This is a genomic window from Proteus sp. fly-1067, assembly GCF_040139345.1.
Taxonomy (GTDB): Bacteria; Pseudomonadota; Gammaproteobacteria; order Enterobacterales; family Enterobacteriaceae; genus Proteus; species Proteus vulgaris_B.
Genome location: NZ_JBEEUL010000001.1, coordinates 355,317 through 382,212 on the forward strand (window position 1 = coordinate 355,317; position 26,896 = coordinate 382,212).

General features: G+C 36.7%; 25 protein-coding genes. 15 read left to right on the forward strand and 10 right to left on the reverse strand.

Translation table 11 applies throughout. The annotated features are described in order from the left end of the window. Positions 1 to 27: 27 nt before the first annotated feature. The 3 genes from ABN217_RS01645 to copM all read right to left on the reverse strand — a co-directional run bounded on the left by ABN217_RS01645 (position 28) and on the right by copM (position 2,883). On the reverse strand, positions 28 to 1,197 hold the full coding sequence (locus ABN217_RS01645) for an iron-containing alcohol dehydrogenase (RefSeq protein ID WP_115349894.1): 1,170 nt from the start codon (positions 1,195 to 1,197) through the stop codon (positions 28 to 30). Between the two features lie 240 nt (positions 1,198 to 1,437). Then, positions 1,438 to 2,349, reverse strand: coding sequence for an AraC family transcriptional regulator (locus tag ABN217_RS01650; RefSeq protein ID WP_072068330.1), 912 nt, complete (start codon positions 2,347 to 2,349; stop codon positions 1,438 to 1,440). A gap of 168 nt (positions 2,350 to 2,517) precedes the next feature. Then, complete coding sequence (gene copM / locus ABN217_RS01655) at positions 2,518 to 2,883, reverse strand: CopM family metallochaperone (protein ID WP_072068329.1); 366 nt, start codon at positions 2,881 to 2,883, stop codon at positions 2,518 to 2,520. 290 nt (positions 2,884 to 3,173) lie between these two features. On the opposite strand from copM, the gene ABN217_RS01660 reads away from it, so the two are divergent. From ABN217_RS01660 to ABN217_RS01680, 5 genes are all read left to right on the forward strand, one after another. Beyond that, complete coding sequence (locus ABN217_RS01660; RefSeq protein WP_196554096.1) at positions 3,174 to 3,959, forward strand: class I SAM-dependent methyltransferase; 786 nt, start codon at positions 3,174 to 3,176, stop codon at positions 3,957 to 3,959. Positions 3,960 to 4,157: 198 nt separating this feature from the next. After that, on the forward strand, positions 4,158 to 4,577 hold the full coding sequence (locus ABN217_RS01665; protein ID WP_196554097.1) for a hypothetical protein: 420 nt from the start codon (positions 4,158 to 4,160) through the stop codon (positions 4,575 to 4,577). 459 nt (positions 4,578 to 5,036) lie between these two features. Beyond that, positions 5,037 to 6,266 carry a sugar transporter gene (locus ABN217_RS01670; RefSeq protein ID WP_072068326.1) on the forward strand — a complete coding sequence of 410 codons (1,230 nt, stop codon included), beginning with the start codon at positions 5,037 to 5,039 and terminating at the stop codon, positions 6,264 to 6,266. A 133-nt stretch (positions 6,267 to 6,399) separates the two neighbouring features. After that, complete coding sequence (locus tag ABN217_RS01675; RefSeq protein WP_072068325.1) at positions 6,400 to 6,732, forward strand: SMR family transporter; 333 nt, start codon at positions 6,400 to 6,402, stop codon at positions 6,730 to 6,732. Between the two features lie 33 nt (positions 6,733 to 6,765). Beyond that, entirely contained in the window at positions 6,766 to 7,074 is a 309-nt protein-coding gene (locus ABN217_RS01680) for a putative hemolysin (RefSeq protein WP_349440497.1), read from the forward strand. Between the two features lie 89 nt (positions 7,075 to 7,163). Here ABN217_RS01680 and dsbB read toward each other — a convergent pair whose 3' ends face one another. Both dsbB and nhaB read right to left on the reverse strand, forming a co-directional pair. Next, complete coding sequence (gene dsbB / locus ABN217_RS01685) at positions 7,164 to 7,688, reverse strand: disulfide bond formation protein DsbB (RefSeq protein WP_109407670.1); 525 nt, start codon at positions 7,686 to 7,688, stop codon at positions 7,164 to 7,166. A 174-nt stretch (positions 7,689 to 7,862) separates the two neighbouring features. Then, on the reverse strand, positions 7,863 to 9,407 hold the full coding sequence (gene nhaB, locus ABN217_RS01690) for a sodium/proton antiporter NhaB (RefSeq protein ID WP_072068322.1): 1,545 nt from the start codon (positions 9,405 to 9,407) through the stop codon (positions 7,863 to 7,865). A gap of 233 nt (positions 9,408 to 9,640) precedes the next feature. Between nhaB and fadR the strand changes: the two genes are divergently transcribed. The 5 genes from fadR (at position 9,641) to ABN217_RS01715 (ending at position 16,465) form a co-directional block, all read left to right on the forward strand. Next, complete coding sequence (fadR, locus tag ABN217_RS01695; RefSeq protein WP_072068321.1) at positions 9,641 to 10,360, forward strand: fatty acid metabolism transcriptional regulator FadR; 720 nt, start codon at positions 9,641 to 9,643, stop codon at positions 10,358 to 10,360. A gap of 474 nt (positions 10,361 to 10,834) precedes the next feature. Next, positions 10,835 to 12,139, forward strand: a complete 1,305-nt coding sequence (locus ABN217_RS01700; RefSeq protein WP_164526402.1) for a D-amino acid dehydrogenase — start codon at positions 10,835 to 10,837, stop codon at positions 12,137 to 12,139. A 13-nt stretch (positions 12,140 to 12,152) separates the two neighbouring features. Further along, a complete protein-coding gene (alr, locus tag ABN217_RS01705; RefSeq protein ID WP_197269096.1) occupies positions 12,153 to 13,265 on the forward strand; it encodes an alanine racemase in 1,113 nt (370 codons plus the stop codon). A 49-nt stretch (positions 13,266 to 13,314) separates the two neighbouring features. Then, entirely contained in the window at positions 13,315 to 15,633 is a 2,319-nt protein-coding gene (gene hypF, locus ABN217_RS01710; RefSeq protein ID WP_349459003.1) for a carbamoyltransferase HypF, read from the forward strand. Between the two features lie 79 nt (positions 15,634 to 15,712). Beyond that, a complete protein-coding gene (locus tag ABN217_RS01715; RefSeq protein ID WP_115349887.1) occupies positions 15,713 to 16,465 on the forward strand; it encodes a MipA/OmpV family protein in 753 nt (250 codons plus the stop codon). Positions 16,466 to 16,570: 105 nt separating this feature from the next. Here the strand turns inward: ABN217_RS01715 and ABN217_RS01720 are convergent, their stop codons facing one another. Together ABN217_RS01720 and gapA are read right to left on the reverse strand one after the other, a co-directional pair. Further along, the gene (locus tag ABN217_RS01720) at positions 16,571 to 17,455 is read right to left on the reverse strand and encodes a D-hexose-6-phosphate mutarotase (RefSeq protein ID WP_197269098.1); all 885 of its coding nucleotides are present in this window, start codon (positions 17,453 to 17,455) and stop codon (positions 16,571 to 16,573) included. A gap of 113 nt (positions 17,456 to 17,568) precedes the next feature. Beyond that, on the reverse strand, positions 17,569 to 18,564 hold the full coding sequence (gapA, locus tag ABN217_RS01725; protein WP_072068317.1) for a glyceraldehyde-3-phosphate dehydrogenase: 996 nt from the start codon (positions 18,562 to 18,564) through the stop codon (positions 17,569 to 17,571). Positions 18,565 to 18,907: 343 nt separating this feature from the next. Between gapA and msrB the strand changes: the two genes are divergently transcribed. From msrB to ABN217_RS01745, 4 genes are all read left to right on the forward strand, one after another. Further along, positions 18,908 to 19,345, forward strand: coding sequence for a peptide-methionine (R)-S-oxide reductase MsrB (gene msrB, locus ABN217_RS01730; protein ID WP_072068316.1), 438 nt, complete (start codon positions 18,908 to 18,910; stop codon positions 19,343 to 19,345). An 82-nt stretch (positions 19,346 to 19,427) separates the two neighbouring features. After that, positions 19,428 to 19,709 carry a YeaC family protein gene (locus tag ABN217_RS01735; protein ID WP_036912841.1) on the forward strand — a complete coding sequence of 94 codons (282 nt, stop codon included), beginning with the start codon at positions 19,428 to 19,430 and terminating at the stop codon, positions 19,707 to 19,709. A gap of 111 nt (positions 19,710 to 19,820) precedes the next feature. Further along, positions 19,821 to 21,245 (forward strand): AAA family ATPase, encoded by a 1,425-nt coding sequence (locus ABN217_RS01740; RefSeq protein WP_196554104.1) that lies wholly within the window; start codon positions 19,821 to 19,823, stop codon positions 21,243 to 21,245. Further along, a complete protein-coding gene (locus ABN217_RS01745) occupies positions 21,242 to 21,955 on the forward strand; it encodes a retron system putative HNH endonuclease (RefSeq protein ID WP_196554105.1) in 714 nt (237 codons plus the stop codon). Before ABN217_RS01740 ends, ABN217_RS01745 begins: the two co-directional genes overlap by 4 nt. A gap of 39 nt (positions 21,956 to 21,994) precedes the next feature. On the opposite strand, the gene pncA is transcribed toward ABN217_RS01745, so the two are convergent. From pncA to sppA, 3 genes are all read right to left on the reverse strand, one after another. After that, positions 21,995 to 22,639: a bifunctional nicotinamidase/pyrazinamidase gene (pncA, locus tag ABN217_RS01750; RefSeq protein ID WP_197269101.1), complete on the reverse strand. Its 645-nt coding sequence runs from the start codon at positions 22,637 to 22,639 to the stop codon at positions 21,995 to 21,997. A 22-nt stretch (positions 22,640 to 22,661) separates the two neighbouring features. Beyond that, complete coding sequence (ansA, locus tag ABN217_RS01755; RefSeq protein ID WP_196554107.1) at positions 22,662 to 23,684, reverse strand: asparaginase; 1,023 nt, start codon at positions 23,682 to 23,684, stop codon at positions 22,662 to 22,664. A 245-nt stretch (positions 23,685 to 23,929) separates the two neighbouring features. Next, entirely contained in the window at positions 23,930 to 25,786 is a 1,857-nt protein-coding gene (sppA, locus tag ABN217_RS01760) for a signal peptide peptidase SppA (protein ID WP_340893183.1), read from the reverse strand. A gap of 546 nt (positions 25,787 to 26,332) precedes the next feature. Between sppA and ABN217_RS01765 the strand changes: the two genes are divergently transcribed. Beyond that, positions 26,333 to 26,884 (forward strand): NAD(P)H nitroreductase, encoded by a 552-nt coding sequence (locus ABN217_RS01765; RefSeq protein WP_164526398.1) that lies wholly within the window; start codon positions 26,333 to 26,335, stop codon positions 26,882 to 26,884. Positions 26,885 to 26,896 lie beyond the last annotated feature (12 nt).

The following is a 26,896-nucleotide window of genomic DNA, read 5'->3' on the forward strand; positions in this document are numbered from 1 at the left end:
TCCGTTTTTTTGCTTATTTAAATCGTATTAAAAACAGTTTTCTAAAATAGTAAGTACATCTTTAGTTGTTAACTTTTTATAACCTTTGCCAATAATTGTTGTGGATTGAGCAATTATTGGTAGCATCTCTTTTGTTGCACCTAGTGCTTCTAATGAAGTTACAATACCGCACTCTTTTGTGAAGCGTTCAAGTGCATCAATACCTTCAAGTGCAATTTGATCTTGAGTTTTACCTTCAGCAGAAATCCCCCACACTTGGGTGGCAAAGCGTACAAATTTTTCAATGCCGAATTTATAGATAAAACGATAATAAGGTAGAGAAATTGCAGCAAGCCCCATTCCATGGGCGCAATCGGTATAAGCCCCCAATTGATGTTCAATCATATGAACTTGCCAATCTTGTGTTTTTGAAAGCCCTGTCAAAGTGTTTAATGCCAGAGTTGCATTCCACATTAGGTTACTTCTTGCTTCATAATCAGTTGGATTTTTAAGTGCGATACGCAAATTATCAATAGAAGATTTTAATAAACCTTCAATTAAATAATCGGTTGTATTTGCGCCTTGATCTGAAAAATATTGTTCCATCAGATGGGACATTGTGTCGTATACACCACTCACCATTTGGTATTGAGAAACCGTAAAGGTATATTCTGGATCTAAAATTGAAAACTTAGGAAATACATTGGCAGGAAAAACACGGCCAATTTTATATTTTGTTTCTTCATGCGTAATGACTGAACCGCCATTCATTTCAGAGCCTGTTCCTACCATAGTAAGAATTGATGCAACAGGAACAGTTTTATTTTCAATTTCTTGATATTCAACCCAATACTTTTGGAAAGGATCTTCATTTTCACAATAGGCAGAAACAGAGATACCTTTAGCACAATCAATAACGGAACCTCCACCCACAGCTAAAATTAAGCTGACATTATGTTCACGTACTAATTGAGCACCTTCCATCATTTTCGCATAGGTTGGATTGGGCATAACACCAGATAACTCAACTACTTTTTTTCCTGCATGTTTAAGTATTGCCATGACTTCGTCATAAAGGCCATTAGATTTGATAGCATTACGGCCATACATCAGCATGATGGTTTCGCCATAATGTGATAACTCATCATTTAATTTAGCAAGAGAGTTCTTACCAAAATGAATGGTTGTCGGATTGTAGTAAGTGAAATCGAGTTGCATTTTGATATCCTATTGCAATATTAAGTTGATAGCTATCCCATTGAAGTATAGTCTTTTTTTAACTTCAAGAGATATAGTCTCTTTTCTGTTGATATAAATGCTATCGTTTTCGCATTTAGATATGAATGTCCGATCTTCTTAGTCTCTTGCCTAATTTTCCAAAAAACTAAAAAAGTGATAATAAATAATATAAATAGGCAATAAAGATAAAACGATTGAGCTTATGAAAAGTGATTATATTCAAACATTATTAGATTCTTTGAGCATTTTAATATCAGTTGCAGGTGGAGCTCCAAATAATCGACTATATTCACGACTGAATTGAGACGGGCTTTCATAGCCGACACGAAATGTTGTTGTTATTGCACCTAAGTTTTCAGTTAACATTAATCGTCGAGCTTCGTTGAGGCGAAGTTTTTTTTGAAATTGAAGTGGTGTCATTGATGTCATTGTCCGAAAATGAGTATAAAAAGCAGATTTACTCATTCCTGTGTATGACGCTAATTCATTAATATTTAGTGGTTTTATAAAGTTATTTTTTAACCAATCAACGGCTTTTGATATTTGATGGCTATGACTACCTGCTGTAACGATTTGATTTAATCGCTCACCTTGCTCTGTGATCAGTAAACGATAAAAAATCTCACGTTTTATACCTGGAGCAAGAATTTTAATACTATCAGGGGTATTCAGAAGATCGAGCAAGCGAATAAATGCATTTAATAGAGGTTCTGATAATTCACCAATCGCAATTCCTTTTTGAGCGCTTGAATTTAAATTAAATATTAATTCACTATCAACGATCAGTTGAGATATTTCTTGTAGATCTAATTCCATTACAAGTCCTAAAAAAGGTTTATCCTCACTGGCTTTCATAATATTTGCCATTACAGGAAGCTCGATGGAAGAAATTAAAAAATGGTTGGCATCATAAATAAAACTTTCTTCCCCTAAAATCACTCTTTTTTCACCTTGAGCAATTAAGCATATACCTGATTTATGTGTATGACTGGTAATAGAGGTAGGGGAAGTCCAGTGCGTTAATGCTAATCCTGGAATTTGGGTATCAAAATAATGCGTATTGTGAGTCCACTTTGCAATTTGCATGGCAAGTTTTTGGGTTAATAACGCCATGTTTTCTCTATTATTCATGTAGACTCCATACAGGGTAAAGCCAAGAATATTACTCTAATAATAAAATTATAATGTATGAGATGAATATTAGACAATTATTTGATTTAGCTTGAATAGGAAATTTGGCAGGAAATGTTAAAAATAAAATGGACTATGACCCGAAAGATCATAGCCCATATAAATCTATTATTTATTAGTTTTATTTTTTTCTAACCATTTTTGCATTTGTTCAATTTCAGGGCCTTGAGCATCAATAATGGCTTGAGCTAGCTTGCGCATCTCAGGATCTGTACCATATTTTAATTCAATTTTAGCCATATCAATGGCACCTAAATGGTGTGCAATCATGCCATCAGCAAAAGCAACGTCTGCATTATCAGTGTTCATTCCTTTTGCCATCTCAGCATGCATTTTATTCATAGATTCATTGAGCTCTTTTTGCATTGGAGAGCTATTATGCGATGCATCCATATTCATATGTGTATTGTTTGCCATTGCACCAAAAGAAATAGCACTCATTAAAATAATAGTGGCAGGTAAAATCTTTTTCATAACAGTTTCCTTTACTTTATCGTGAAATTGTTATCACTTTAAAGATTCCCCTTAGGGGAAGGTCAATGTTGTTATCCAAAGTTTAATATTCTTTACTTTTAATGACGCAATTACAGAGTAATTTGTTTAACTCTTTCTATTTCAATAAATTTCATCTTACAGTTAAAAATTTATTTATTGTGTCCTTTAAGATTTTCTTTATAAAAAAAGATAAAAGTAATGATAACTATTCCCATCAAATGTTTTTTATTATAAAGTTGCATTAATAATGCAACTTTATGGGTGGCAATATGGAAACTCAAACAACAACACAATCTATATCTCAAGAGCAGCCAAAAGCAGGTCATACTTTTTTAGCTAGTTTAGGAAAAACACGCTTAAGACCGGGGGGCGTAGAGGCTTCTGATTGGTTAATTAATAACGGGCATTTTACATCCTCAAGCTATGTTTTAGAAATTGCATGTAATATGGCGACAACGTCAATTGAAATAGCGCAAAAATATGGTTGTCATATTATTGCTATAGACATGGATGAAAAAGCATTAGCTAATGCACAACGTAATGTTGAAAATGCGAAGTTATCACATCTGATTCAGCTAACGAAAGCCAATGCCTTATCTCTGCCTTTTCCCGACAATAGCTTTGATGTTGTTTTAAATGAAGCGATGTTGACAATGTATGCGGATAAAGCTAAAGCTAAATTAGTAAAAGAATATTATCGTGTTTTAAAACCCGGTGGTTTGTTATTAACACATGATATTATGAAAAAAAATAATGACGTAGATAAAGATAATTTAATTGGGGTAGTGAAATCGAACGTGGCTCCTATGTTTAAACAAGAGTGGCATGACTTGTTTATTAATATTGGGTTTTCAGAAGTAAAAATAAAATCAGGTAATATGAGTTTAATGTCACCTACAGGTTTGATCCGTGATGAAGGTTTACTTAGAACAGCAAAAATAATTAAAAATGGATTAAAAAACAAACAGAATAGAGAAAGGTTTTTATCCATGTTTCGTTTTTTTAGAGAAAATCGGCATCATTTAAATTATATTGCGTGTTGTTCTAAAAAATGATTTTTATCAAGATAAATTTATATATTGATTATAAGCACCTACAATTAGGTGCTTATTTTTTATAAAAATAAGAGTAATTAGAACTGTATATCTCGGTAATAAAATGTAAAAAATAAAAAGAATCGTAATCCAGATTGAACCTGATTTATTTAAACTATATATATTAAAAACAGAGATAACTAATATGTGGAGTTAAAGATGAAACAGATACTTATTATTGCAGGAGGACTTTTATCACTGACAATCATGTTGGCTATTTTTATTGCTATTTTAATGGTGTCTGTTTTTAAAGAAACAACGGCTGAAATTTGGAATGAAGGTCGTGAAGTCATTGAAAATTCATCATCAAAAATGAGCGAAACTATTTCTACTGTAGAAGCAAAACGCGATACGCTTATGGCTGTCTATAAATCAAAAGAGAATAATGGTAGTTGTCAGCAATTAGCTCAAAAGTTAAATGAGGTTGATAGCGCGCTTTCTAATGGGCGTTTAATTTTGCCTCGAACGGCTGTTGAACAAATTGCTACTATTAAAAATGCTTTTGATGAATCAACTTCACCCACAAGAAATATAGCTTGCGAGCAAGCAATTCAAGTTATTGATAATTTAAGCCAGTAATTGATATATCCTTCCTGTTTTTATTCGTTTTTTATCTCAATATAAGAATATTTTGAATAAATAAATTAATATTTCTTATCATAATTCAATGAATAGCCTGCTTATTTTTACTCGAATTTGTTTATTTTTATTATTTTAATCAGATTGCGAATGAGATATTTATATCTACAATTTTACATCCTGAGAATATGTTAACGTTAAAAAGAAGTTGTACTAGGGATTTAAAGTCATAAGATGAATATGCTAAAATTGATAGCTGATTCGCTTTAGCTATCAAATTTAGTTATAACTTGGTTTGTTTTTTGTTTTTAAAAAACGCATTTTTTGTATTTATGCCATTTTTTATTACCAATAAATTTAAGCTCTTTAGAGTAAGTGGGCAAAGCGAGTTATATGAAGGCTTATATTATAAAGCAATAATATATACATCAATATTATTTAAGAAAGCATCGATTAATTATGAATATCGCAACACCAAACATAAATGAAGTAAGCCGCCAAACAGCCTGGATCAGGGTAATAATATTGTCGTTTGCAGCTTTTGTTTTTAATACAACAGAATTTGTTCCGGTTGCTCTGTTAAGTGATATTTCTGAAAGCTTTGGAATGATCCCAGCTCAAACAGGTTTAATGATCACCATATATGCTTGGGTGGTTGCTTTAATGTCATTACCATTAATGATAATGACAAGTAAAGTTGAACGCCGTAAGTTACTTATTATCTTATTCATTCTTTTTATTTTAAGTCATATTTTGTCTGGTATTGCATGGGATTTTAAATCGTTGATTGCAGGGCGTATAGGCGTTGCTTTTTCTCATGCAGTTTTTTGGTCTATTACTGCCTCATTGGCAATTAGAGTAGCGCCCCCTGGTAAACGAGCACAAGCATTAGGTTTATTAGCAACAGGAACAGCATTAGCTACGGTTCTTGGTTTACCCATTGGGCGTGTTGTTGGACAATGGTTAGGATGGCGTGCAACATTTATGGGAATTGGTGTTTTAGCTTTAATTACCATGTTTGCGTTAATGCGTTATTTGCCTTTATTACCCAGTGAGCATTCAGGATCATTAAAAAGTGTACCTGTATTATTAAAACGTGGGCCATTAATGGGGATTTTCTTGTTAACAGTTATTGCTGTTACCGCACATTTTACGGCTTATAGTTATATCGAGCCTTTTGTTATTGATATTGCAAAATTAGATCAAAACTTTGCTACGTTAGTTTTACTTATTTTTGGTGGTGCTGGCATTATTGGTAGTGTGCTATTTAGTCGTTACAGCGCCAAAATGCCAACATCTTTTTTATTCTTTGCACTCATTTTACTTACTGCTTGCCTGAGCTTATTAATGATAAGTAGCCAAAATTTAACGACATTTATTGTGTTGATTATATTTTGGGGGATTGGCTTTATGTGTATCGGCCTAGGTATGCAAGTTAAAGTGATTGATTTAGCTCCAGATGCAACAGATATTGCGATGTCTATTTACTCCGGTATTTTTAATATTGGCATTGGTGCTGGGGCTTTGATTGGTAATCAAGTTATCTTACATGCGGGTATGCCAAACATGGGGTATGCAGGCATGATATTGAGCATTATTGCTGTTATTTTGTGTGGCTTTATTTTTAGCCGTTATCGCGTTTCTATGGGGGGGAAACCTCGTAAAAAGAATCAGCTTCACAAACACTAAATAAGTATTTTTATTTTAAAAGGCGTCTATTCAATATGAAAGATGCCTTTTTTATTTGTTGTAGATGAATATCCTCAATATGGCTTGTGATAGAATTCACAAAATTGACTTTGTATAAGATTAAGGCGAAAAAATGAATGGATTAACTTACCTAATGTTGGCGATTATATCGGAAGTAATTGCGACAACAATGTTAAAAGCTTCTGAAGGCTTTAGTCGATTATATCCATCAATTGTTGTTGTCATTGGCTATTGTTTTTCTTTTTGGGCACTTTCTCAAGTGGTAAGGGTTATGCCATTGGGTATTGCTTATGCAATATGGAGTGGTTTAGGAATAGTGCTAGTTTCTGTTGCGGCTGTTTTTATTTATCAACAAAAACTTGATTTACCAGCCATTATTGGTATGGGATTGATTATTGCTGGTGTTTTAGTCATAAACTTACTTTCAAAAAGTGCTTCACACTAATAGTGAATAACAGCAGACATTAGGGTGTCTTTGATGCAAAAAAAATTTAAAACAACATGTTATCTGTTTATGTTAGCTGGCTTGGGTTTTATTACAGGATGCAGTAGTTCAACCCAGACACAATATTCATCAACACAAGCAGTGAATAAAAGCAGAACGATACCGGCAACAAGTCTTAGTGTTCCTTTAGATGAATCGGCTAAGGCAACATGTGTTTTTTCAGGAGGGATACCTTCTTTAAACTATGAATTACATGGTGGGCAAACACCAGTGTGTCAATTTGCTAATGGTAAACGCTGTAGTGAACAGGCATTGATTGACGGTGCGTGTATTCCAGGTTAAAACTGAATTAAAGCATATTATTTAGTTAATGTTTAAGCCTTATTTTACGAAGATAAATAGCCCTTAGCGACACACTAAGGGCTGTTTTTTTATTCTTTTGATTTAAAAGAACTGGTGATTTGGCTCATTAAGACCAATAGACCCACAACAAAGTAAGCAGAGAAAATAATTAGCATCCACTGTGGCATTTCTAATGTTAAGAATTGCCATTGGCTGACAGAGCAGTCACCCGTTGCTTGGAATACAGCAGGGAACCAATTTTGTAATGCAAACCAAGAAGGTAATGTGACAAAGAAATCACATGTTGCAAAAGGTGATGGATTAAGAATAAGTTGCGTATGCTCCCAAGCCAGCTCAATGCCTCGGTAAGCTGAATAAAGCCATAAAAAACTACCTGCCATACGCATGAGTGCCATTTTGGGTGCGCTTGCACCAATGAATGCGGCAACTAATATTCCTAATACTGCGATGCGTTGATAAACGCACATCACACAAGGCATTAATTCCATTCCGTACTGAAAATACAATGCAGCACCTTCAAGACCTATTGCCGTTAATGCAAGCAATAGCCATGAAAAACGGCGTTGTGACCAGTGACGAAGAGCAGTCAGCATAATAATGTCCATTTAAATATTAAAATAAGTGTCTATTTTGCCCAAAATTCAAGCGCAAAAAAAGTTAAAACTTGTTATTTCACAAATATTTACATTCAACCTTATTTTAATGAAAAAAATAGGACTTTTATCAAGTAAAAGTCCTATTTATGTGGTGTAACTGTAGAACTATTGTTATGGAATAGCAACTAAGCCTATTTCATAAAACCAATGTGTTGTAGGAACTAGCCAGAATTCAACTGCCAGTAAACCAAATAATGTCATTACAATAGTATATGGCAGAGCCATTATTACCATTCGTCCATACGATAAACGAATAAGCGGAGATAACGCAGAGGTTAATAAAAATAGGAATGCTGCTTGGCCATTAGGTGTGGCAACAGAAGGTAAGTTTGTACCTGTATTAATAGCAACACCAATATGTTCATATTGTGATTGACTAATTAATCCATCTTGTAAAGCTGTTAAGGCTTCGCTGATATATACAGTACCCACAAAAACGTTATCTGAAATAGCAGACAATAGACCATTAAACAGATAGAAGAGAGAGAGCTGTGAGGACTCTGAAGCTTGGAGTACAAACTGAATAATTGGACCGAATAATTGTTGGTCAATAATAACAGCAACAATAGAGAAGAAAACGGTCAATAGCGCAGTGAAAGGTAAGGCTTCTTCAAATGCTTTACCGAGCGCATGCTCTTCTGTAATACCACAAAATGCAGTTGCAAGAATGATAACAGATAAACCAATAATACCGACTTCTGCTAAATGAAGAGCTAAAGCAACAATTAACCAGATCCCAATTAATGCTTGAACCATCAATTGTGCTTTTTCTTGAGAAGTGCGTTTTTCACTGTTTTTCTTATCGTACTCAGTTAAAACTTTACGAACTAAATCAGGTAATTCAGCGCCATAACCAAAAATTTTAAAGCGCTCTACCAAATAGCACACAGCAAGGCCTGCAAAGAAAACAGGGATTGTTACAGGTGACATTCGAATAAAGAAGGTCACAAAATCCCATTCTAAATGTTTTGCAATGATCAGGTTTTGCGGTTCACCTACCATGGTCATTACGCCACCTAATGCAGTACCTACACCAGCATGCATCATTAAGCTACGTAAGAAAGCACGGAATTGTTCTAATGTTTGTTTTTTCTCTGCGGTATCAATAAATCCATCATTATTTAGCTCTGTTCCTGCTTGGTTAGAGGCGAAATTATGATAAATAGAGTAGAAACCGAGAGAAACACTGATCACAACAGCGATAACGGTTAAAGCATCTAAAAAGGCAGATAAAAAGGCACTTGCAAAGCAAAAAGCGATAGATAACATTCGTTTAGAACGAATGGATAAAAGCAATTTGGTAAAAGCAAAAAGCAATAATTGCTTCATAAAATAGATACCCGCAACCATGAAGACTAAAAGTAAAATAACTTCAAGGTTGTTGGCAATTTCATGACCAATCTGTTTTGGGCTAGTCATTCCAATAATGACAGCCTCAATGGCAAGTAGTCCTCCGGGTTGTAATGGGTAACACTTTAACGCCATAGCCAGTGTAAAAATAAATTCTACAACTAATAGCCAACCGGCGACAAAAGGGTCAACAAAGAAAAAAATCAGTGGGTTGATAATTAAAAAAGTAAGAATAGCAAGCTTATACCAATCGGGAGAATTTCCCATAAAGTTCTTCAGTAGTGCTTGTCTTATACTCATATCCATTAGGTTTCTCATCCTCCAAACAGAGATTTTAAGCGCAATCACGCGCGATCTAACCATAGTACGCGTTAATTGCTGTGAAATTAAGCGCGTTAGTAATAATAAATTGATAAAACTACATCAGGTTTTATGATGCCACTCACTATTTAATGATGGTTGAGCTATATCAAAATTACGCATTCTGATATTATCTTTTTCATTATTAGCAGAAAAATCGCTTCGGAAGAAATAAAAATATGGTTATTAAGGCTCAAAGCCCCGCAGGTTTCGCGGAAGAGTATATTGTTGAAAGTATCTGGAATAATCGATTTCCCCCTGGATCTATCCTACCAGCGGAACGTGAACTGTCTGAATTAATTGGTGTAACAAGAACCACATTAAGAGAAGTATTACAGCGCCTTGCTCGTGATGGATGGTTAACGATCCAACATGGAAAGCCAACAAAGGTAAACAATTTCTGGGAAACATCTGGCCTTAATATTCTTGAAACTGTAGCTCGTCTTGATCATGATCGCGTACCGCAATTAATTGATAATTTATTGGCGGTAAGAACCAATATTTCAGCTATTTTTATCCGCACTGCATTTAGAAGCAATCCTGAAAAATGTATTGAGGTTTTAAATCATCAGCTAACGACAGAAAATAGTGCTGATGAATTCAGTGAATTAGATTACAACATTTTTCGTGGCTTAGCTTTCGCATCAGGTAATCCAATTTATGGTCTTATCCTCAATGGTTTGAAAGGTCTATATACGCGTGTTGGTCGTTACTATTTTTCAAACATTCAAGCCAAAGAACTTGCTTTAGCATTCTATAAAAAATTAGCTGCATTGTGTGAACAGAAAGATGTTGAGCATGTAATGGAATGCGTTCGTCAATATGGTAAAGACAGTGGAATTATCTGGCAAAGCTTACAATCACCACTTCCTAGTGATTTGGAAGAAGTTAAACGCTAATTTTTTGTGATTTTTGTCATAATAGAAAAGGCCAGTATCCTCATTGATTTGTGATGCTGGTTTTTTTATGTTTTAAAAAAATAAAGTGTCATATTTTAGGCAATGCTTTAAATAGGCTAATTTTAGTAAAAAGAGTTACTAAAGTTAGTTAATTAAAAAATTATAATCTAATATTTTGTATATATTTAGTTTTTAATAAAATCTGCATTCGGGTTTTCTACGGATAAAATTCTCTTTTAAATAAATTAATTTATTAATAAATATTCTTATAATTTATTGATAAACGCATATCTTGTTGATTTTAGTTGTTAATTCAGCGATTTTTCGTTGAAAAAAACTTATTCAATAATAGACAAGTGTGACTTAACTCTAAAATTTGCTTTTTTATTCGCCTAGATGATTATTCTATATTGGCTTTTTGTGTATGGAATATTATTCTTATGTTATATCAATGTAAATTATTGGAGTCTTGCCATGAAAGTGATCATCTTAGGTGGCGGCGTTATTGGTGTAACGAGTGCGTGGTATCTTGTGCAGCAAGGGCATGAAGTCATTGTTGTTGACAGACAAAGTAGTGCAGCAGAAGAAACCAGTGCGGGCAATGCTGGTCAGATATCGCCAGGATATGCAACCCCTTGGGGTGCCCCGGGCATTCCATTAAAAGCAGTAAAATGGATGTTCCAGAAACATGCACCCTTAGCCATTAAACCGGACGGTTCACTTTTCCAATTACGCTGGATGTGGCAAATGTTACGTAATTGTGACGCATCACATTACACTATGAATAAAAGTCGCATGGTGCGTATTGCTGAATATAGTCGTGATTGTATCCGTCAATTGCGCCAAGATACAGGAATTGAATATGAAGGGCGCCAAGGGGGAACTCTTCAACTTTTTCGTGATCAAAAACAATTTGATAATGCCGCCAATGATATTGCTGTCTTAAAGCAAGAAGGCGTTGCTTATGAATTATTGACGGCAGAGCAACTTAAATTCGCAGAGCCTGCATTAGAGCATGTTAGTCATAAACTCACCGGTGGTTTGCGTTTACCAAATGATGAAACAGGTGACTGCCAAATTTTTACGAAAAAGCTCGCTAAAATGGCAGAAGACGCTGGTGTTACATTCTTATTTAATAAAGAAATCAAACATTTATTGTTTGATGGTGATAAAGTAGCGGGCGTTCAATGCCATGATGGATTACTTACCGCGGATCATTACGTTGTTGCTATGGGTTCTTATTCGACGGAATTTTTGAAAAATAAAGTCGCCATTCCTGTTTATCCGCTTAAAGGTTATTCACTCACGATGCCGATTATTGATGCTTCAAGAGCACCCACATCAACCATTCTTGATGAAACCTATAAAATTGCGGTAACACGTTTTGATGAGCGAATTCGTGTTGGTGGAATGGCAGAGGTCGTTGGTTTTAATTTGGATGTTTTAAAATCACGCTGTGAAACATTAAAAATGGTTGTACAAGATCTCTATCAAGGTGGCGGTGATATAGAAAAAGCCACATTCTGGACAGGACTAAGACCCATGACACCAGATGGTACGCCTATTGTCGGGCCAACGGCTTATCGTAATTTATCTTTAAATACGGGGCATGGCACATTAGGTTGGACGATGGCATGTGGCTCAGGGCAATTATTGGCTGATTTAATTTCAGGGAATAAACCTGCGATTGCTGCTGATGATTTATCTGTGTTTCGTTATATCGATGGCTTTAATACTAAATTGCTCTTACCAGGGCAAAAACTTGATGCTGCTTATTAATTGAGGAAAAAACATGTCCAGACCCACAAAAGTAACCATTAACCTCGATGCTTTAAGCCATAATTTGTCTGTTATCAAAGAGAGAGTGAAGGGCAGCAAAGTGTGGTCTGTTGTGAAAGCAGATGCTTATGGGCATGGATTATCCTGTGTTTGGCCAGCATTGAGTCATACAGATGGCTTTGCATTAATTGAATTAGACAAAGCCATTATGCTAAGAGAGCAAGGATGGGTTGGACCCATTCTTTTACTTGAAGGTTTTTTTAAACCTGAAGATGTCTATTTATTAGAACGTTATTCTCTGACAACAACAGTGCATTCCGATTGGCAATTTGATGCCATAGAAAAAGCACAATTAGATCGCCCCATTAATATCTATCTTAAACTTAATAGTGGAATGAATAGATTAGGTTATCGTTCTGATGTTTATCAACAAGCTATCGCCCGGGCTAAAAGTATCAATAACATCGGTTCTATTATTCAAATGTCGCATTTTGCTAATGCAGATACAGGGCTGAATATGGATGCGCAAAAAGCGGTAATTAATCAAGCAATGGTCAAAGAATTACCTCGATGTTTAGCAAATTCGGCAGCAACATTGTTTTACCCTGAAACATATCAAGATTGGGTGCGACCAGGCATTATTTTATATGGTGTTTCGCCTTCGGGGATTTGGCAAGATATTGCTGATTTCGATTTACAACCCGTAATGACATTTAATAGTGAGATATTAGCCATTCAACAAGTGAAAAAAGGTGAGCAGATAGGTTATGGCAGTCGATATATTGCTGAGCGTGATATGCGAATAGGGGTTGTTGCTTGTGGTTATGCAGATGGTTACCCAAGACATGCACCAGATGGTACACCAGTTATTGTTAATGGGCATCGAACACAATTGGTAGGGCGTATTTCGATGGATATGTTAACCGTTGATGTTACGGATTTCCCTGATGTCACTTATGGTAACCCCGTTGAATTATGGGGTGAGCAGCTCCCAGTTGACGATGTTGCAACAGCCTGTGGCACTATTGGTTATGAATTACTGTGTGCAATAGCTCCTAGAGTTACAGTTGAAGTGATGATAAATCTACCTAATTCCACTTTTTCTGATCTAAATGAAAGTTGTTGATAATCACTAAACTAGAATAAGCTTAAATTTATTTTGATTTGGTGATCCTATGAGTAACGGCATTGCATTGCGTGTGAAAGGTAAGGTTCAAGGCGTTGGTTTTCGTCCATTTGTTTGGCAATTAGCCCATCGTTTTGGTTTATTAGGGCAAGTGAGTAACGACAGCTTAGGTGTATTAGTGTACTTAACACTCTCACCTAAAAATACATTGTTTATCGAAGCATTAAAAGCCGAATGCCCCCCATTAGCGCGCATTGAACGTATAGAAGAATCACCCTATCAATGGGAACAGTTACCGACCGACTTTATTATTGTAAAAAGTGGTGGTGGCGAAATGGATACACAAGTGGTACCTGATGCCACGACTTGTCAAGCATGTATTAATGAACTGTTTGATCCCCAAAACCGTCGTTTTCATTACCCTTTTATTAACTGCACACACTGTGGACCTCGTTTTACTATCATAAAAAAAATGCCTTATGATAGGCCATTTACCTCGATGTCTGAATTTCCATTCTGTCCTGAATGTAAACATGAATATGAAGATCCTGCAGACAGACGATTCCATGCTCAACCTAATGCATGTCCTGTGTGTGGACCTTATATTTGGCTTGCGGATAAGCAGGGTGAAGAGTTAGCAATTAAAGAGTTTGCATTAACTCAAGCCTGTGAAGCGTTACATGCTGGAAAAATTGTTGCTGTTAAAGGTGTTGGTGGTTTTCATTTAGTATGTGATGCACGTAATAATGAGAGCGTTGCATTATTACGAAAACGCAAATACCGACCAGCGAAGCCATTAGCTGTGATGATCACTGGAATTGATCAAATTAAAGAAGATAAGCAAGATCCTGATTTTCTTCCAACGGCTATCCAAACTTTGCAAAGCACTGCGGCTCCAATTGTATTAGTCCCTAAAGCTGCTGTGTCTAAACTTTCGGAGCTTATTGCACCGGGATTAACTGAAATTGGTGTTATGTTGCCAGCCAATCCATTGCAACATTTATTAGCGCGTGGCACGAATATTCCACTGGTTATGACATCAGGAAATGCATCTGGTCACACTCCTGCGTTAAGTAACGAAGATGCTTTAATGCAACTGCGTGATATTGCTGATCTATTCTTGATGCATAATAGAGAGGTTATACAGCGAGCTGACGATTCATTAGTGCGTATTGAAGATAAGCAGAGTGTTATGATCCGCCGTTCTCGTGGCTATGTTCCTGATGCTATTTCATTACCTGACGATTTTGAGCCACAACCCTCAGTGCTTGCAATGGGGGGTGATCTCAAAAATGTATTTTGTTTATTACGTCAACATCAAGCCATTATGGGGCCTCATTTAGGGGATCTTGATGATTTAAGTGTGCGTCAACAACTGATGAAATCATTAGATCTTTTTCAGCAAATTTATCGCTTTACGCCTAAAGCAATTGCGATCGATGCACACCCGAATTACATTAGCCATCAACTGGGTAAACAATTCGCCCAAGCGCAAAATATCCCTGTCATTGAAGTTTTTCACCATCATGCACATATTGTTTCTTGCCTTGCCGAACATGGTCATACCCATCAGCAAGGTGCTGTAGTAGGTATTGCACTTGATGGTTTAGGCTTTGGGCAAGATGGCTCTTTATGGGGTGGAGAATGTCTACGGGTGGATTATCAAAAATCTGAACGAATAGGTGGGCTTCCTGCAGTTGCCATGCCTGGGGGAAATCTGGCATCTATTCAACCCTGGCGAAACTGGTTCGCACATTTAGCTACTTTTTCTAAGAATTGGCAAGGTAGTGTTATCACCCAATTGATACCTAGTAATGATTTGAAAATATTAAGTAAGGCAGTAGAACGTGGTTTCAATTCACCTAAAGCCTCTTCTTGTGGGCGCTTATTTGATGCGGTTTCAGCATCATTAGGATTAGCCCCTAAAGAAATAAGTTGGGAAGGTGAAGCTGCATGTTACTTACAAACAGCAGCATTAGCGTGTCAAAAAGAAAAACAAACGGAAATTATTAAGCAATATGGGCATTTAATGCCTATAAAAAATAATTTGCTTGATCTATCTGTTTTTTGGTCGCAATGGGAAGGTGTAAAGCTTAATGCCAGTGAAAAGGCGTGGCTATTTCATTATTTATTAGCTGAAAGTTTAGGCAATATTGCATTGCAATATGCTGATGAACATCAGATTGATACCGTTGTACTTACGGGCGGTGTGTTAAATAACACATTACTCAAACATCTGTTTCAGAAAAAATTAAACAATAAAAAAGTACTAACCCCTATGATATTGCCCGTTGGAGACGGTGGTATTGCATTAGGGCAAGCACTGATTGCTACACATTTAATGCAAAACAAAAATAATTATAGGTAAAATAATATCAGTTTTAGTTAATTGTGACTGAAATTGGTTTTTGGTTGCTACTTTATTAATGACAATATGGAAAATCATCGTGAGTAATAAGAAGATTATCATTTCTTTAGCCGTTATTGCAGGACTTAGCACACCAGCAGCATTTGCTGGAGAATGGTCAATTGGTGGCTCGGTCTTAGCACAAGTCACTCCCTATAAAGGGGCTAAATCAAAAGATTATTTATTACCAGTGCCACAAGTTAACTACCAATCAGAAAATTTCTATTTTGCGACATTAGCCGCAGGGTATTACTTGTGGAACACCCCTAAAGATCAACTTTCTGTTGATTTACACTATTATCCTCAAGCTTATAAGCCAAGTGATAGTGATGATGAGCAAATGAAAAAATTGAATCGTCGTCGTGATACTATGATGGGGGGTTTTACTTATAAACACCATGAATCATGGGGTAGCTTAAGAGCGATTGTTTCTGGTGATATGCTGGGTAAAAGTAACGGTATTATCGCTGATGCCGCCTATTTATACCCTTTCGAGTTAGGTAATTGGTCTTTCCAACCGGGTGCGGGTGTTGTTTGGGAAAACAAAAAGCAAAATCGTTATGCGTATGGTATTACTCATGCAGAATCACAGCGTAGTGGTTTAGCTGAATACACGCCAAATGATAGCTGGAGACCTTATTTCGAGATTTCAGCTAACTACAAATTTGCTGAAAAATGGAACTTCTTTGCTATGGGGCGTGTTGACCATTTACCAAGCGAAGTCAAAGACAGCCCAATGGTGAATAAGTCTGTAACTGCGATTGTGTGGACTGGTGTGACTTATACATTCTAATTAATGACTGTATAACGCTATAGATATTTAAATAGGTCATTTATGACAAAAAAGCTTCGATTTAAACCTCGAAGCTTTTTTATTTATGTAATACGTGAGTAATATTTATTTTTCAGCAATATTTTTACGAACACGCACTACTAGAGATAAACGACCAGGATGCACATTATCTGGTTTTAACGGTTGATGGATACGTGCAGTTTCTACACAAGCCATTTTACGATAGCCACCTGCACTCATATCTTTCATTGAACTTGCAAGCTCTGCGCCGGGGTTCCAACATACCACATCACTATGGTGATAATGATGAACTTCAATTGTGCGATCCCAACCATCATCATGAATAAGATTAAAATCGTCAGGCTCTGTATAAAGCCTGTCAGTGCGTCCATTAAAACGTAATGCGGTTTCATCAGTATAGACTTCTTTGTCTGCCACAGTGTCAATGTAGTGGCTTCCTAAGCCGGTGACAGAGACATTATCAATATCACTCACATTAAAATAAGAGTGAAGGGCGGCTGTCGCGTCATAATCACCATAAGATTCTAATTCTACTTCACAAGTTGTCCCTAACTTAAAACGGGCAATTAGAGTAAACGGATGAGGCCAATATTTTTGTGTTTGTTGGTTCTCTTTTAGTGTCATTGTAATAAGCACGCCGTCATCTTGTTCTGTGTGGGCGCTAAATTCCCAAGGTAGAATACGTGCAAATCCGTGACTTGGTGTACCTGCTGAAGCGAACCAAGGCCAGCAAATAGGGATGCCACCACGAATGGCAACACCGGGAGTGAAGAGTGATGCCTCACTGAGCCAAAAGACAGGGTGTTCTTGTGCGGGTTGCCAAGCAATTAAATGTGCACCTTGAAGGCTAATAGCTGCTCGAACTTTAGGATGTGAAATAACAAGGATAGGAAGTTCACCTAATTGCCGACGACTTAAATAAGGTGATATTTGTTCAATAATCGGCAATGAAAAAATTTTCTCGTTCATTATCTTTGGGCCTTCTGTCACTGACTATTTCAATACAATAAACTGACTGGCTGGAAAATAAAAGAGCCACCTAAAAGGTGGCTCTAAGCAAAATCTTGATTTTATAAGCTCTATTATTTAGAGATATGAGAAATCAGATCCAGAACTTTGTTTGAATAACCAACTTCGTTATCGTACCAAGCAACTAATTTAACAAAGTTGTCGTTCAGAGCGATACCTGCTTTAGCATCAAATACTGAAGTCAGAACTTCGCCATTGAAGTCAGTTGAAACAACTGCATCTTCAGTGTAACCCAGAACGCCTTTCAGTTCGCCTTCAGCTGCTGCTTTGATAGCATCACAGATTTGCGCGTAAGAAGCTGGTTTTTCCAGACGTGCAGTCAGGTCAACAACAGAAACGTTAGGAGTAGGAACACGGAAAGACATACCAGTCAGTTTGCCGTTCAGTTCAGGAATAACTTTACCTACAGCTTTAGCAGCACCAGTTGATGATGGGATGATGTTTTGAGAAGCACCACGACCACCACGCCAGTCTTTTGCAGAAGGACCATCAACAGTACGTTGAGTTGCAGTTGTTGCGTGAACAGTCGTCATCAGACCTTCAACGATACCGAAGTTATCGTTGATAACTTTAGCTAAAGGCGCTAAACAGTTAGTAGTACAAGATGCGTTAGAAACGATATCTTGGCCTGCGTATGATTTATGGTTTACGCCCATTACGAACATAGGAGTGTTGTCTTTTGAAGGACCAGTCAGAACAACTTTTTTCGCGCCAGCTTGAATATGTTTACGAGCAGTTTCGTCAGTTAAGAACAGGCCAGTTGCTTCTGCAACAACGTCAGCACCGACTTCGTTCCATTTCAGATTTGCTGGATCTCTTTCTGAAGTTACGCGGATGGTTTTACCATTAACAACGAGGTGGCCATCTTTTACTTCAACAGTACCGTTGAAACGGCCATGAGTTGAATCGTATTTCAGCATGTATGCCATGTAGTCTGCGTCTAACAGATCGTTAATACCTACGATTTCGATATCTGAACGTTCTTGAGCAGCACGGAAAACGATGCGGCCGATACGACCAAAACCATTAATACCTACTTTGATAGTCATATGTATTCCACCAGCTTTAATTTAGTGAATTAAAAAGTTGCTTCTAAAGTTACCAAAACCGCGCCAATCGTCAAGCGGAATCGTGTCAATAATTGCAAAAAATCAATTAAAAAAACACTTTTCGCTTAAAGATTGGTCGTTTTAGCTAAATGTTACGCTGTGTATTATCGGGATCAACGCCGATAAATGAAGTTACCTTTGCTCCGTTATGTGAAATTCATCACATTTCAAAAACTAAAGATTACTCTTGATGATTTTAGACTATATTTTCCAGATTTGTTGTTAAATCTTTGTTATTATTCACTGTTGTTTTAAAAAGCATTTTTCTGAGCACGAGGTCGATATGGCAGATAATGAAAAGAAAGTGAATATTTCAAGTAATAACAATCACCTTGATTTATCAACACTCAATGAAATGCAACGTTATGTGACGCAACAACACGGCACAGAACCTCCGTTTAGTGGTAAGTTATTACATAATCGTCAAACTGGGATTTATCACTGTTTATGTTGTTCTGCTCCCTTATTTTATTCAGATACAAAATTTGATGCAGGATGTGGCTGGCCTAGTTTTTACCAACCTGTTAATAGTGATGCGATCCGCTATATTGATGATTTTTCTCATAATATGAAAAGAACGGAAATACGTTGCCAGCAGTGTGATGCACATTTAGGTCATGTTTTTAATGATGGTCCAGCCCCTACAGGGGAGCGTTATTGTGTTAATTCAGCTTCACTGTCATTTACAAACAGTGAGACAGGCGAAGAGCAGAAAGGTTGATAGCTATTAAATTAACAAAATAATAACAAGTGAAAAAACGATTCAGCCATTTTGAGTGATTATTTAACTTATGGAGCAATCAATGGAAGTTAATGAACTTATTTCGATGGTAACCCCTGAAATTTATCAGCGTATTTCAACCGCAGTTGAATTAGGCAAATGGCCTGACGGCGTTGCATTGACTGATGAACAAAAAGAACATTGCATGCAGATTGTTTTATTATGGCAAGCAAAAAATAACCACACACCTGAGCATATGACAGTAGGCACTAATGGACAAATTACCATGAAGAGCAAACAAGAATTAAAAGCTCAGTTTCAATCTGAACGTTTGGCAACGCTAACGCCAATGGATGATGATTAAATTCTTATAGTATAAATAAGATTGTTGTAGACCTTTATATTATAGGTAAGAGTATTTTTAATAGTTCTTATCTGTGGGAGAATAAGAAACGATAAATTGAGAGGGGATGAAATGAAAATTGATAAAGTAATAATAAAAAACTTTCGTTGTTTTGAGCAACTTGAAGTCACTTTTCATCCTCAAATGACCGTCCTTATAGCACCTAATGGTGCTGGAAAAACAACAATTCTTGATGCTGTTCGTATTGCGCTGTGGCCTTTTGTTAAAGGTTTTGATTTAGGCAGTCAAACAGGTAAAGCTGCAACAATACAAATTGATGATGTCCGATTAAGGCGCCTTGATCAAAACATGGAACCTGCCTTACCTTCAGAAATAGAGGCATTTTCTAATCAAAAAGACGATATATTACCTGCATCTTGGTTACAGTTTCGCGAAAAGGTAACGCCGAAAACAGGGACTAAAGGGGACAAACTTACTACAGTCCTGACTAATATCGCTAAAAAGTATCAAAGTGAGATTTATAAATCTTCTAAAATTGTTAAAGAGTCTCTTACTCAAGAAAATACTAACTTGCCTCTGATCGTGTATTTAGGGACTGGGCGATTATGGTATCAAGGACGATACAGTTCAGAAACACAAGATAAAAAACTGGATAACAGTGTTCACTCTCGTTTTTGGGGATATCAAAACTGTTTAACTGCCACATCAAGTTATAAGCAGTTTCTGACTTGGTATAGTTGGGTCTATCGTAGTCACAGAGAGCTACAAATAACACAATTAGAGAGCCAATTAACACCACAAGATGAAGTCGCCCAAAAAAATTTTTCTGCTGCAATTAAAGTTGTGCAAACTTCTATTAATAAGTTAACTCAAAAGCTGACAGGCTGGCATGATTTACAATATAGAGCCAGTATGGGGCAACAACTTGTTATGTTGCATCCCGAGCAAGGTTACATACCGCTTTCTTTATTAAGTGATGGTTTACGTAATATGGTAGCAATGATCTCGGATATTGCATTTCGCTGTATTAAATTAAACCCACACCTTGGTGAGATGGCGGCAGTTAAAACTTCAGGTATCGTGCTCATTGATGAAGTGGATATGTTTCTCCATCCTACTTGGCAGCAAACGGTACTATCATCGTTAATGGAAGCATTCCCCAATATTCAGTTTATTGTGACAACTCATAGTCCACAAGTTATTAGTACCGTTCATTCGGATTGTATCCGAGTGATTGGTGAGGATCATAAAGGTGAAGCGATCGCATCAAAACCACTTGCTAATACATATGGTAATCCAAGCAATCAAGTTCTTGAAAGTGTTATGCATGTTGATCCTCAGCCACCCATTAAAGAAAAAGAGATGTTAAATAAACTGACTGAGCTGATCGATCAAGGAGAAAGTCATACTGAATTAGTTCAATCATTGCTGAATGAGTTAACGTTTCTTTTAGGTAAATCCCATCCTCAACTGCAACGCCTACAAAGAAGTATTCGTAGGCAGAAGCATTTCTCTGATTTAGAAGGGAAGCAATGAGATTCATCAAACAGTCACCATTGAATGTATATGGATTAACGCAAGCAAATGAAAATCCACCGACTATACAAGCAGAGTCAACAAGCCGTTGGTCATCTTTTAGCTATAAAACGGAAGTTTTACAAAGATTATGTAGGCAACAATGTCAATTATGTTGTTATAGTGAGGTAAGAGCGGATAAACTCGGATTGGAATATCATATCGAACATATTGAAAATAAAAGTCAGAATCCAACTCGCACATTTGATGAATCAAATCTTGCAGCAAGTGTATTTAGTAGCGACTGCCTCAAAAAATTACAAAAAGAGGACATATTTGGTGGGCATACTCTTGCAAAGCAAACAAGTGTTGATATAACACGTTTTGTATCTTGCTATCAGAATGATTGTGAGCATTACTTTGCTTTTTTATCTGATGGTAGAATTGTTCCCAAAAAAAATTTAGATCCAAATAAAAAAGACAAAGCAGAATATACAATTAATTTATTGAATCTAAACTGCCACTTTTTAATAAATTTACGAAAACAACATTGGGATGATTTAGACGAATTATATGAAGAGCATTTGGAGAAAAATTGGGATCTTGAGCAGTTATGTTATTTAGAGTTGGTTTCTTGTGATAACCAAAATGGTCTGTCGCCATTCTATTCTTTAACTAAACAGTTTTTTGGCAAAGTTGCGGATAAAGTCATACAGCAACAAATCAATTAATGATTTATTGCTGTTTTTTACGGTCAAATTATTACGAACTTATTGATTGTTACGATTAAGCCAATGTGCTGAATCAATTAATACCGCACCTTGTGCCTGCATCTCTTCCAGTGCTTTTTCGCTATCATCATCTTGAATATTTACACCGCGACAACCGTCTGTAATAACCGATACTTGATAACCTAGCTGTAAAGCATCCAGTACTGTAAATTTAACGCAGTAATCAGTAGCAATACCAAGAATATAAAGATGTTTTATATTAAGCGTTTGCAAAAGGGTATGTAAGCCTGTTTGATATTCATGGTCGTTATCAAAAAAGGCACTATAGCTGTCAATAAGGCGGTTTTGGCCTTTGTAAATAATATGGTTAATCAATGTGTGATTGAGTTCTGGGTGGAATGCCGCGCCGTGAGAGTTTTGCACGCAATGAACTGGCCACCAAACTTGCGGTAACCCGTTTAGTTTACCAATTTCACCCACAACGGTACCTGAGTTTTCAGCAAAGCTAAGATGATCGGCTGGATGCCAATCTAAACTTGCAATAATTGGGCTTTTAGTTTGTTTGAAACCATTAATGAGCTGATTAGCTGTTTGAATAACTATCTCACTTTCGTTAACAGCTAAAGCGCCCCCTGTACAAAAATCGTTTTGTATATCAACCAGTAATAGCGCAGAGTTTTTCACTAAATTTGCCCTTTTATTAAGCTTAGTCGTTATCGTTTAATGTCATTTCACCGCGAAGGTTTTGTTGCATTAAGCGACAAATTTCAGTGTAATCATATTGTTGGCTAAGGAGATAATGCAGTTTAGTTAATGTCGCCTCAAATGTCATATCGTAACCACTAATAACGCCGACTTCAGCTAAGGCTTGGCCTGTTGCATAACCTTCCATATTCACTCGACCAGAAATACATTGTGTAAGATTAATAACGACAATGCCACGCTCTGTTGCTTCGCGTAATGTAGAAAGTAAAGCTGGGTGTGATGGTGCATTACCCACGCCATAAGAACGTAATATTAATGCTTTCACTGGTTGCATCAGAATATTTTTAACGATCTCATCTGAAAGGCCAGGGTAAATTGTGACAACCCCGATGGGTTGAGGTGTAATATTATGTGCAATAAATTCCCCTTTTCCTTTTGGAAATGAATTAATTTTAAATTGCTTAATATTAATCCCTGCTTCTAAAAGAGGGGCGCTATTCGGCGATGCAAACGCATTAAAACCATCTGCATGTGCTTTTACTGTGCGGTTACCGCGATACAGTGTGTTATTAAAGAAAAGCGCGACTTCATTAATTGGGTGATGTGCAGCTAAATAGAGCGCATTTAATAGATTCGTTTGTCCGTCAGAGCGCAACGCTTCTAAAGGAATTTGAGAGCCAGTGACGATAATGGGTTTACTGAGGTTCTCAAACATAAAAGAGAGTGCTGAGGCCGTAAATGCCATGGTATCAGTACCATGAAGAATAACGAATCCGTCATAATTATGATAATTTTCGTTAATATCGTCAGCGATAGATTGCCAGTCTTCAGGTGTGATATTTGAAGAATCAATTAAAGGAAGATGCTCTTTGATTGTAAAATCAGGCATCTCTTCACGATGGAATTCTGGCATTTTAGCTAATTGGCGTTGTAAATGTCCTGATACAGGAATATAGCCATGTTCAGAATGTTGCATACCAATAGTACCGCCAGTATAAACAACGTAGATTGATTTCTTTTGCATCAGACAAGCACTCTTATTAAGCTGTGAGAAATACCTGATTATAGGGAGTTTGTAGAATAAAAAAAGGAAAGGGTGCTAAAAAAAAGAAAATAGAGGTTATCTAATATCTGCTTTAAATCATTGTGTTAAAAATAGCTTGAATACAAACGAACAAAAAGTATTCATCAGAATATCATTCTATCAAAAGTCGGAAAAAATAGAAGAATACACCTACTCTAACTGAGCAGGTGTATAGATTGAAAAGATTATTGAATATCACCACATGATAAACAATACGCATAGCGATTTAGCGGATCGTTCATATTGCGATAAAACTCTGTTTGTGTTTTAACTTCTTTTAAAACAGGTGCCGGCAAATAAGCTTGTAATGGATCAGGAATAAGCGCTTTTGTATTAGAGGATAAACTCATTATGATCTGTTCTGACAGACTTAATTCTGGTTTCATCCAATCAATAACCGGTTGGTCGATTTTTGCCATTTTAGCAACTGTATCAATAGCATCATCAAAATCACCAAATTCATCGACTAAACCGACATTTTTTGCATCTATTCCTACCCATACCCGACCTTGAGCAATCCGATCAATTTGAGCCGGTGTCTTCTTGCGTGATTCAGCCACTAAATTAAGAAATGTTTTATAACCACTTTCAATATTTAGCTGTAAAAGCTCTGCAAACTCTTCCGGTAGTTTATTAGTGACAGATAATCCGGCTAAGGATGAAGTTGTTACACCGTCGGTATAAACACCAATAGACTCTAAGCTATTTTCAAACGTATTAATAACGCCAAAAATACCAATAGAACCTGTTAATGTTGAAGGGCTGGCAATAATCTTATTTGCAGGGGTTGAGATCCAATATCCACCTGATGCCGCCATGCCACCCATTGATACAACCACATATTTTTTCTGTTGTTTAAAAGCAGCTACTTCACTGCGTATTTGCTCTGAAGCTGAAACACTACCACCAGGGCTATTTACGCGTAATACAAGCGCTTTAATGTTCGGATCTAAACGAGCTTGGCGAATTTGATTTGCAATAGTTGAACCCCCCGCAGAGCCGGGGATACTTTCACCATCAATAATGGCACCTTGAACAACCACTACGGCAATATTTCCTTCATCACTTGCAGGCAATGATGAGGTTAGCGTGTCAGCATAATCATAAATGCTGATATTTTTAAATTGCTTATTCTCTTTATCCCACTGGAAGGTTTCTGTCATATCTGCTTCAAATTGAGCGTATGAGCTGACAGAATCTACCAATTTACGATTTAGTGCATAAGTGGCGTTATCACCATCTGCATTACGTAGCTGTGCAATCATCTCTTTTGCACCTGGGAAAACATCGTCTTTGGTAATGCTACGGTTTTCTGCAACTTGGGTTAAATAAGTAGACCACAGTGCATGAACTAAACGTAATGAAGCTTCACGAGACTCTGCTGACATATCATTGCGCATTAATGGCTCAACCGCAGATTTATAGGTGCCTACGCGGAAAATATGGGTACTGACTTTTAAGTTTTCTAGCAGCGTTTTGTAATAGAGGTTTTGAAAACCAAAACCGTAAACACCCACGGCACCTTGAGGCGTGAGATATACTTTATCGGCATAAGAGGCGAGGTAATATTGAGGCTGGCTGTAATAACCGCTTACTGCAAAAATAGGTTTACCCGTCTTTTTAAACTCATTAAGCGCTTTACCAATATAATTTAGTGACGGTTGATCAGCACCTGCGAATTCATCAAGTTTTAATACCATTCCTTTAATTTTCGGATCTTGAGAAGCTAGGCGTAGCGTATCAACAACTTCAAATAAGGAATTTTCTTGAAGTTGACTACTTGATACACCTAAAAGCTCACGTCCAACTTCACCTAAAGGGTTTTGTGTTGCGGTTTGGTCAACAATCACACCTTTAAGATCAACAAGAAGGGCGCCTTCATAATCAACCGGCTTTTGTGCCTCTTTGGTAATTAAGAAAATACCAAAGACCATAAAAAGAAGGAAAAAGAAAATAACGTTTAAGATTAATTTCCTGATAAAGTTAATGGCTTGCCAACTAAACTTTAATATTGCGCCGATTAACTCCATAATTTTATTCATATTATCTCCACATCATGTAAAGCTAAATTTTAATCCTAAACAGTCATGCTAGAATTATTGGTAAGCAGGCTACATCCACATAATCTCATACTATTAAAACAAAATATGTTGTTAGCAATAGAGGGAATAGCAATAACAATGAAGGAATATTCTAATATAGCTCTTATTGAATGTCTGTCATTGATTTTTAGGAAACGATTAATGACAACCTTTTGGTTAAGGTGTTATTAAGTAAACATTTATCTTACGTGAAAATAACTAAAAAAGGTCACATAAAAAGGTATCAATGTAATATAGGAAATAGTCGAATTAAAAAGAAAAGTAGGATCAAAATAAGCATAAATTAACTTAGGTAAGTTAAGATTAATCATTTTATGAACAATAAATTACGATTAAATAACCACACAACTGATTTTTGGAAAAATTCCCGCCTAAATCTGTGGATGGTGGTAATATAACAGTTTGTTATACTGCGAATTGATAAGAACTGTCCATCCCCATAAGAATGGGATCTTGCTAAAATAAAATGCTGACAGGAGAATAAAAATGGATGCATTAACGCTGCTTTTGAACCGCCGTTCAGCTTCTCGACTGACTACTCCAGCCCCCGATAGTGAAGCCCTCAATACTATTTTACAAGCGGGCATGCGCGCGCCTGATCACGGCGCACTTAAGCCTTGGCACTTTATTGTGATGCAAAACGAAGGTATTGAGCGTTTTAGTCAATTGCTACATAAAGCGGCTGTTGTGGGTAATTTAGGGCCAGAAGTTGAAGAAAAAGCAAAAAATGCACCTTTTCGTGCCCCTTTGATCATCACAGTTATTGCAAAAGTGAAAGATCATCCGAAAGTGCCTGAATGGGAACAAGTGGTTGCTGCTGGTTGTAGTGTACAAGCAATGCAAATGGCCGCTGTTGCACAAGGATTTGGGGGAATTTGGCGTTCAGGCTCTTGGACTCATGATGCAGTCGTAAGAGAAGGACTTGGCTGTGGTGAACATGAGCAAATTATTGGCTTTCTGTATTTAGGTACACCAGCCTTAAAAGCGCCAAACACGGTTTCTCCTGCTGACTTAACTGATTTTGTGACTTATTTTTAAAAAGGATGGCAT

Bases quoted from the DNA above. Each gene is read 5' to 3' on its own strand.
- nhaB (WP_072068322.1), bottom strand. From the start codon at position 9,407: ATGGATATGAGTATAAGACAAGCACTACTGAAGAACTTTATGGGAAAT.
- fadR (WP_072068321.1), top strand. From the start codon at position 9,641: ATGGTTATTAAGGCTCAAAGCCCCGCAGGTTTCGCGGAAGAGTATATT.
- ABN217_RS01720 (WP_197269098.1), bottom strand. From the start codon at position 17,455: ATGAACGAGAAAATTTTTTCATTGCCGATTATTGAACAAATATCACCT.
- ansA (WP_196554107.1), bottom strand. From the start codon at position 23,684: ATGCAAAAGAAATCAATCTACGTTGTTTATACTGGCGGTACTATTGGT.
- dsbB (WP_109407670.1), bottom strand. From the start codon at position 7,688: ATGCTGACTGCTCTTCGTCACTGGTCACAACGCCGTTTTTCATGGCTA.
- ABN217_RS01735 (WP_036912841.1), top strand. From the start codon at position 19,428: ATGGAAGTTAATGAACTTATTTCGATGGTAACCCCTGAAATTTATCAG.
- ABN217_RS01680 (WP_349440497.1), top strand. From the start codon at position 6,766: ATGCAAAAAAAATTTAAAACAACATGTTATCTGTTTATGTTAGCTGGC.
- msrB (WP_072068316.1), top strand. From the start codon at position 18,908: ATGGCAGATAATGAAAAGAAAGTGAATATTTCAAGTAATAACAATCAC.
- ABN217_RS01700 (WP_164526402.1), top strand. From the start codon at position 10,835: ATGAAAGTGATCATCTTAGGTGGCGGCGTTATTGGTGTAACGAGTGCG.
- alr (WP_197269096.1), top strand. From the start codon at position 12,153: ATGTCCAGACCCACAAAAGTAACCATTAACCTCGATGCTTTAAGCCAT.
- ABN217_RS01765 (WP_164526398.1), top strand. From the start codon at position 26,333: ATGGATGCATTAACGCTGCTTTTGAACCGCCGTTCAGCTTCTCGACTG.
- hypF (WP_349459003.1), top strand. From the start codon at position 13,315: ATGAGTAACGGCATTGCATTGCGTGTGAAAGGTAAGGTTCAAGGCGTT.
- ABN217_RS01670 (WP_072068326.1), top strand. From the start codon at position 5,037: ATGAATATCGCAACACCAAACATAAATGAAGTAAGCCGCCAAACAGCC.
- ABN217_RS01745 (WP_196554105.1), top strand. From the start codon at position 21,242: ATGAGATTCATCAAACAGTCACCATTGAATGTATATGGATTAACGCAA.
- ABN217_RS01675 (WP_072068325.1), top strand. From the start codon at position 6,400: ATGAATGGATTAACTTACCTAATGTTGGCGATTATATCGGAAGTAATT.
- ABN217_RS01660 (WP_196554096.1), top strand. From the start codon at position 3,174: ATGGAAACTCAAACAACAACACAATCTATATCTCAAGAGCAGCCAAAA.
- gapA (WP_072068317.1), bottom strand. From the start codon at position 18,564: ATGACTATCAAAGTAGGTATTAATGGTTTTGGTCGTATCGGCCGCATC.
- ABN217_RS01650 (WP_072068330.1), bottom strand. From the start codon at position 2,349: ATGAATAATAGAGAAAACATGGCGTTATTAACCCAAAAACTTGCCATG.
- ABN217_RS01645 (WP_115349894.1), bottom strand. From the start codon at position 1,197: ATGCAACTCGATTTCACTTACTACAATCCGACAACCATTCATTTTGGT.
- sppA (WP_340893183.1), bottom strand. From the start codon at position 25,786: ATGAATAAAATTATGGAGTTAATCGGCGCAATATTAAAGTTTAGTTGG.
- ABN217_RS01740 (WP_196554104.1), top strand. From the start codon at position 19,821: ATGAAAATTGATAAAGTAATAATAAAAAACTTTCGTTGTTTTGAGCAA.
- ABN217_RS01665 (WP_196554097.1), top strand. From the start codon at position 4,158: ATGAAACAGATACTTATTATTGCAGGAGGACTTTTATCACTGACAATC.
- copM (WP_072068329.1), bottom strand. From the start codon at position 2,883: ATGAAAAAGATTTTACCTGCCACTATTATTTTAATGAGTGCTATTTCT.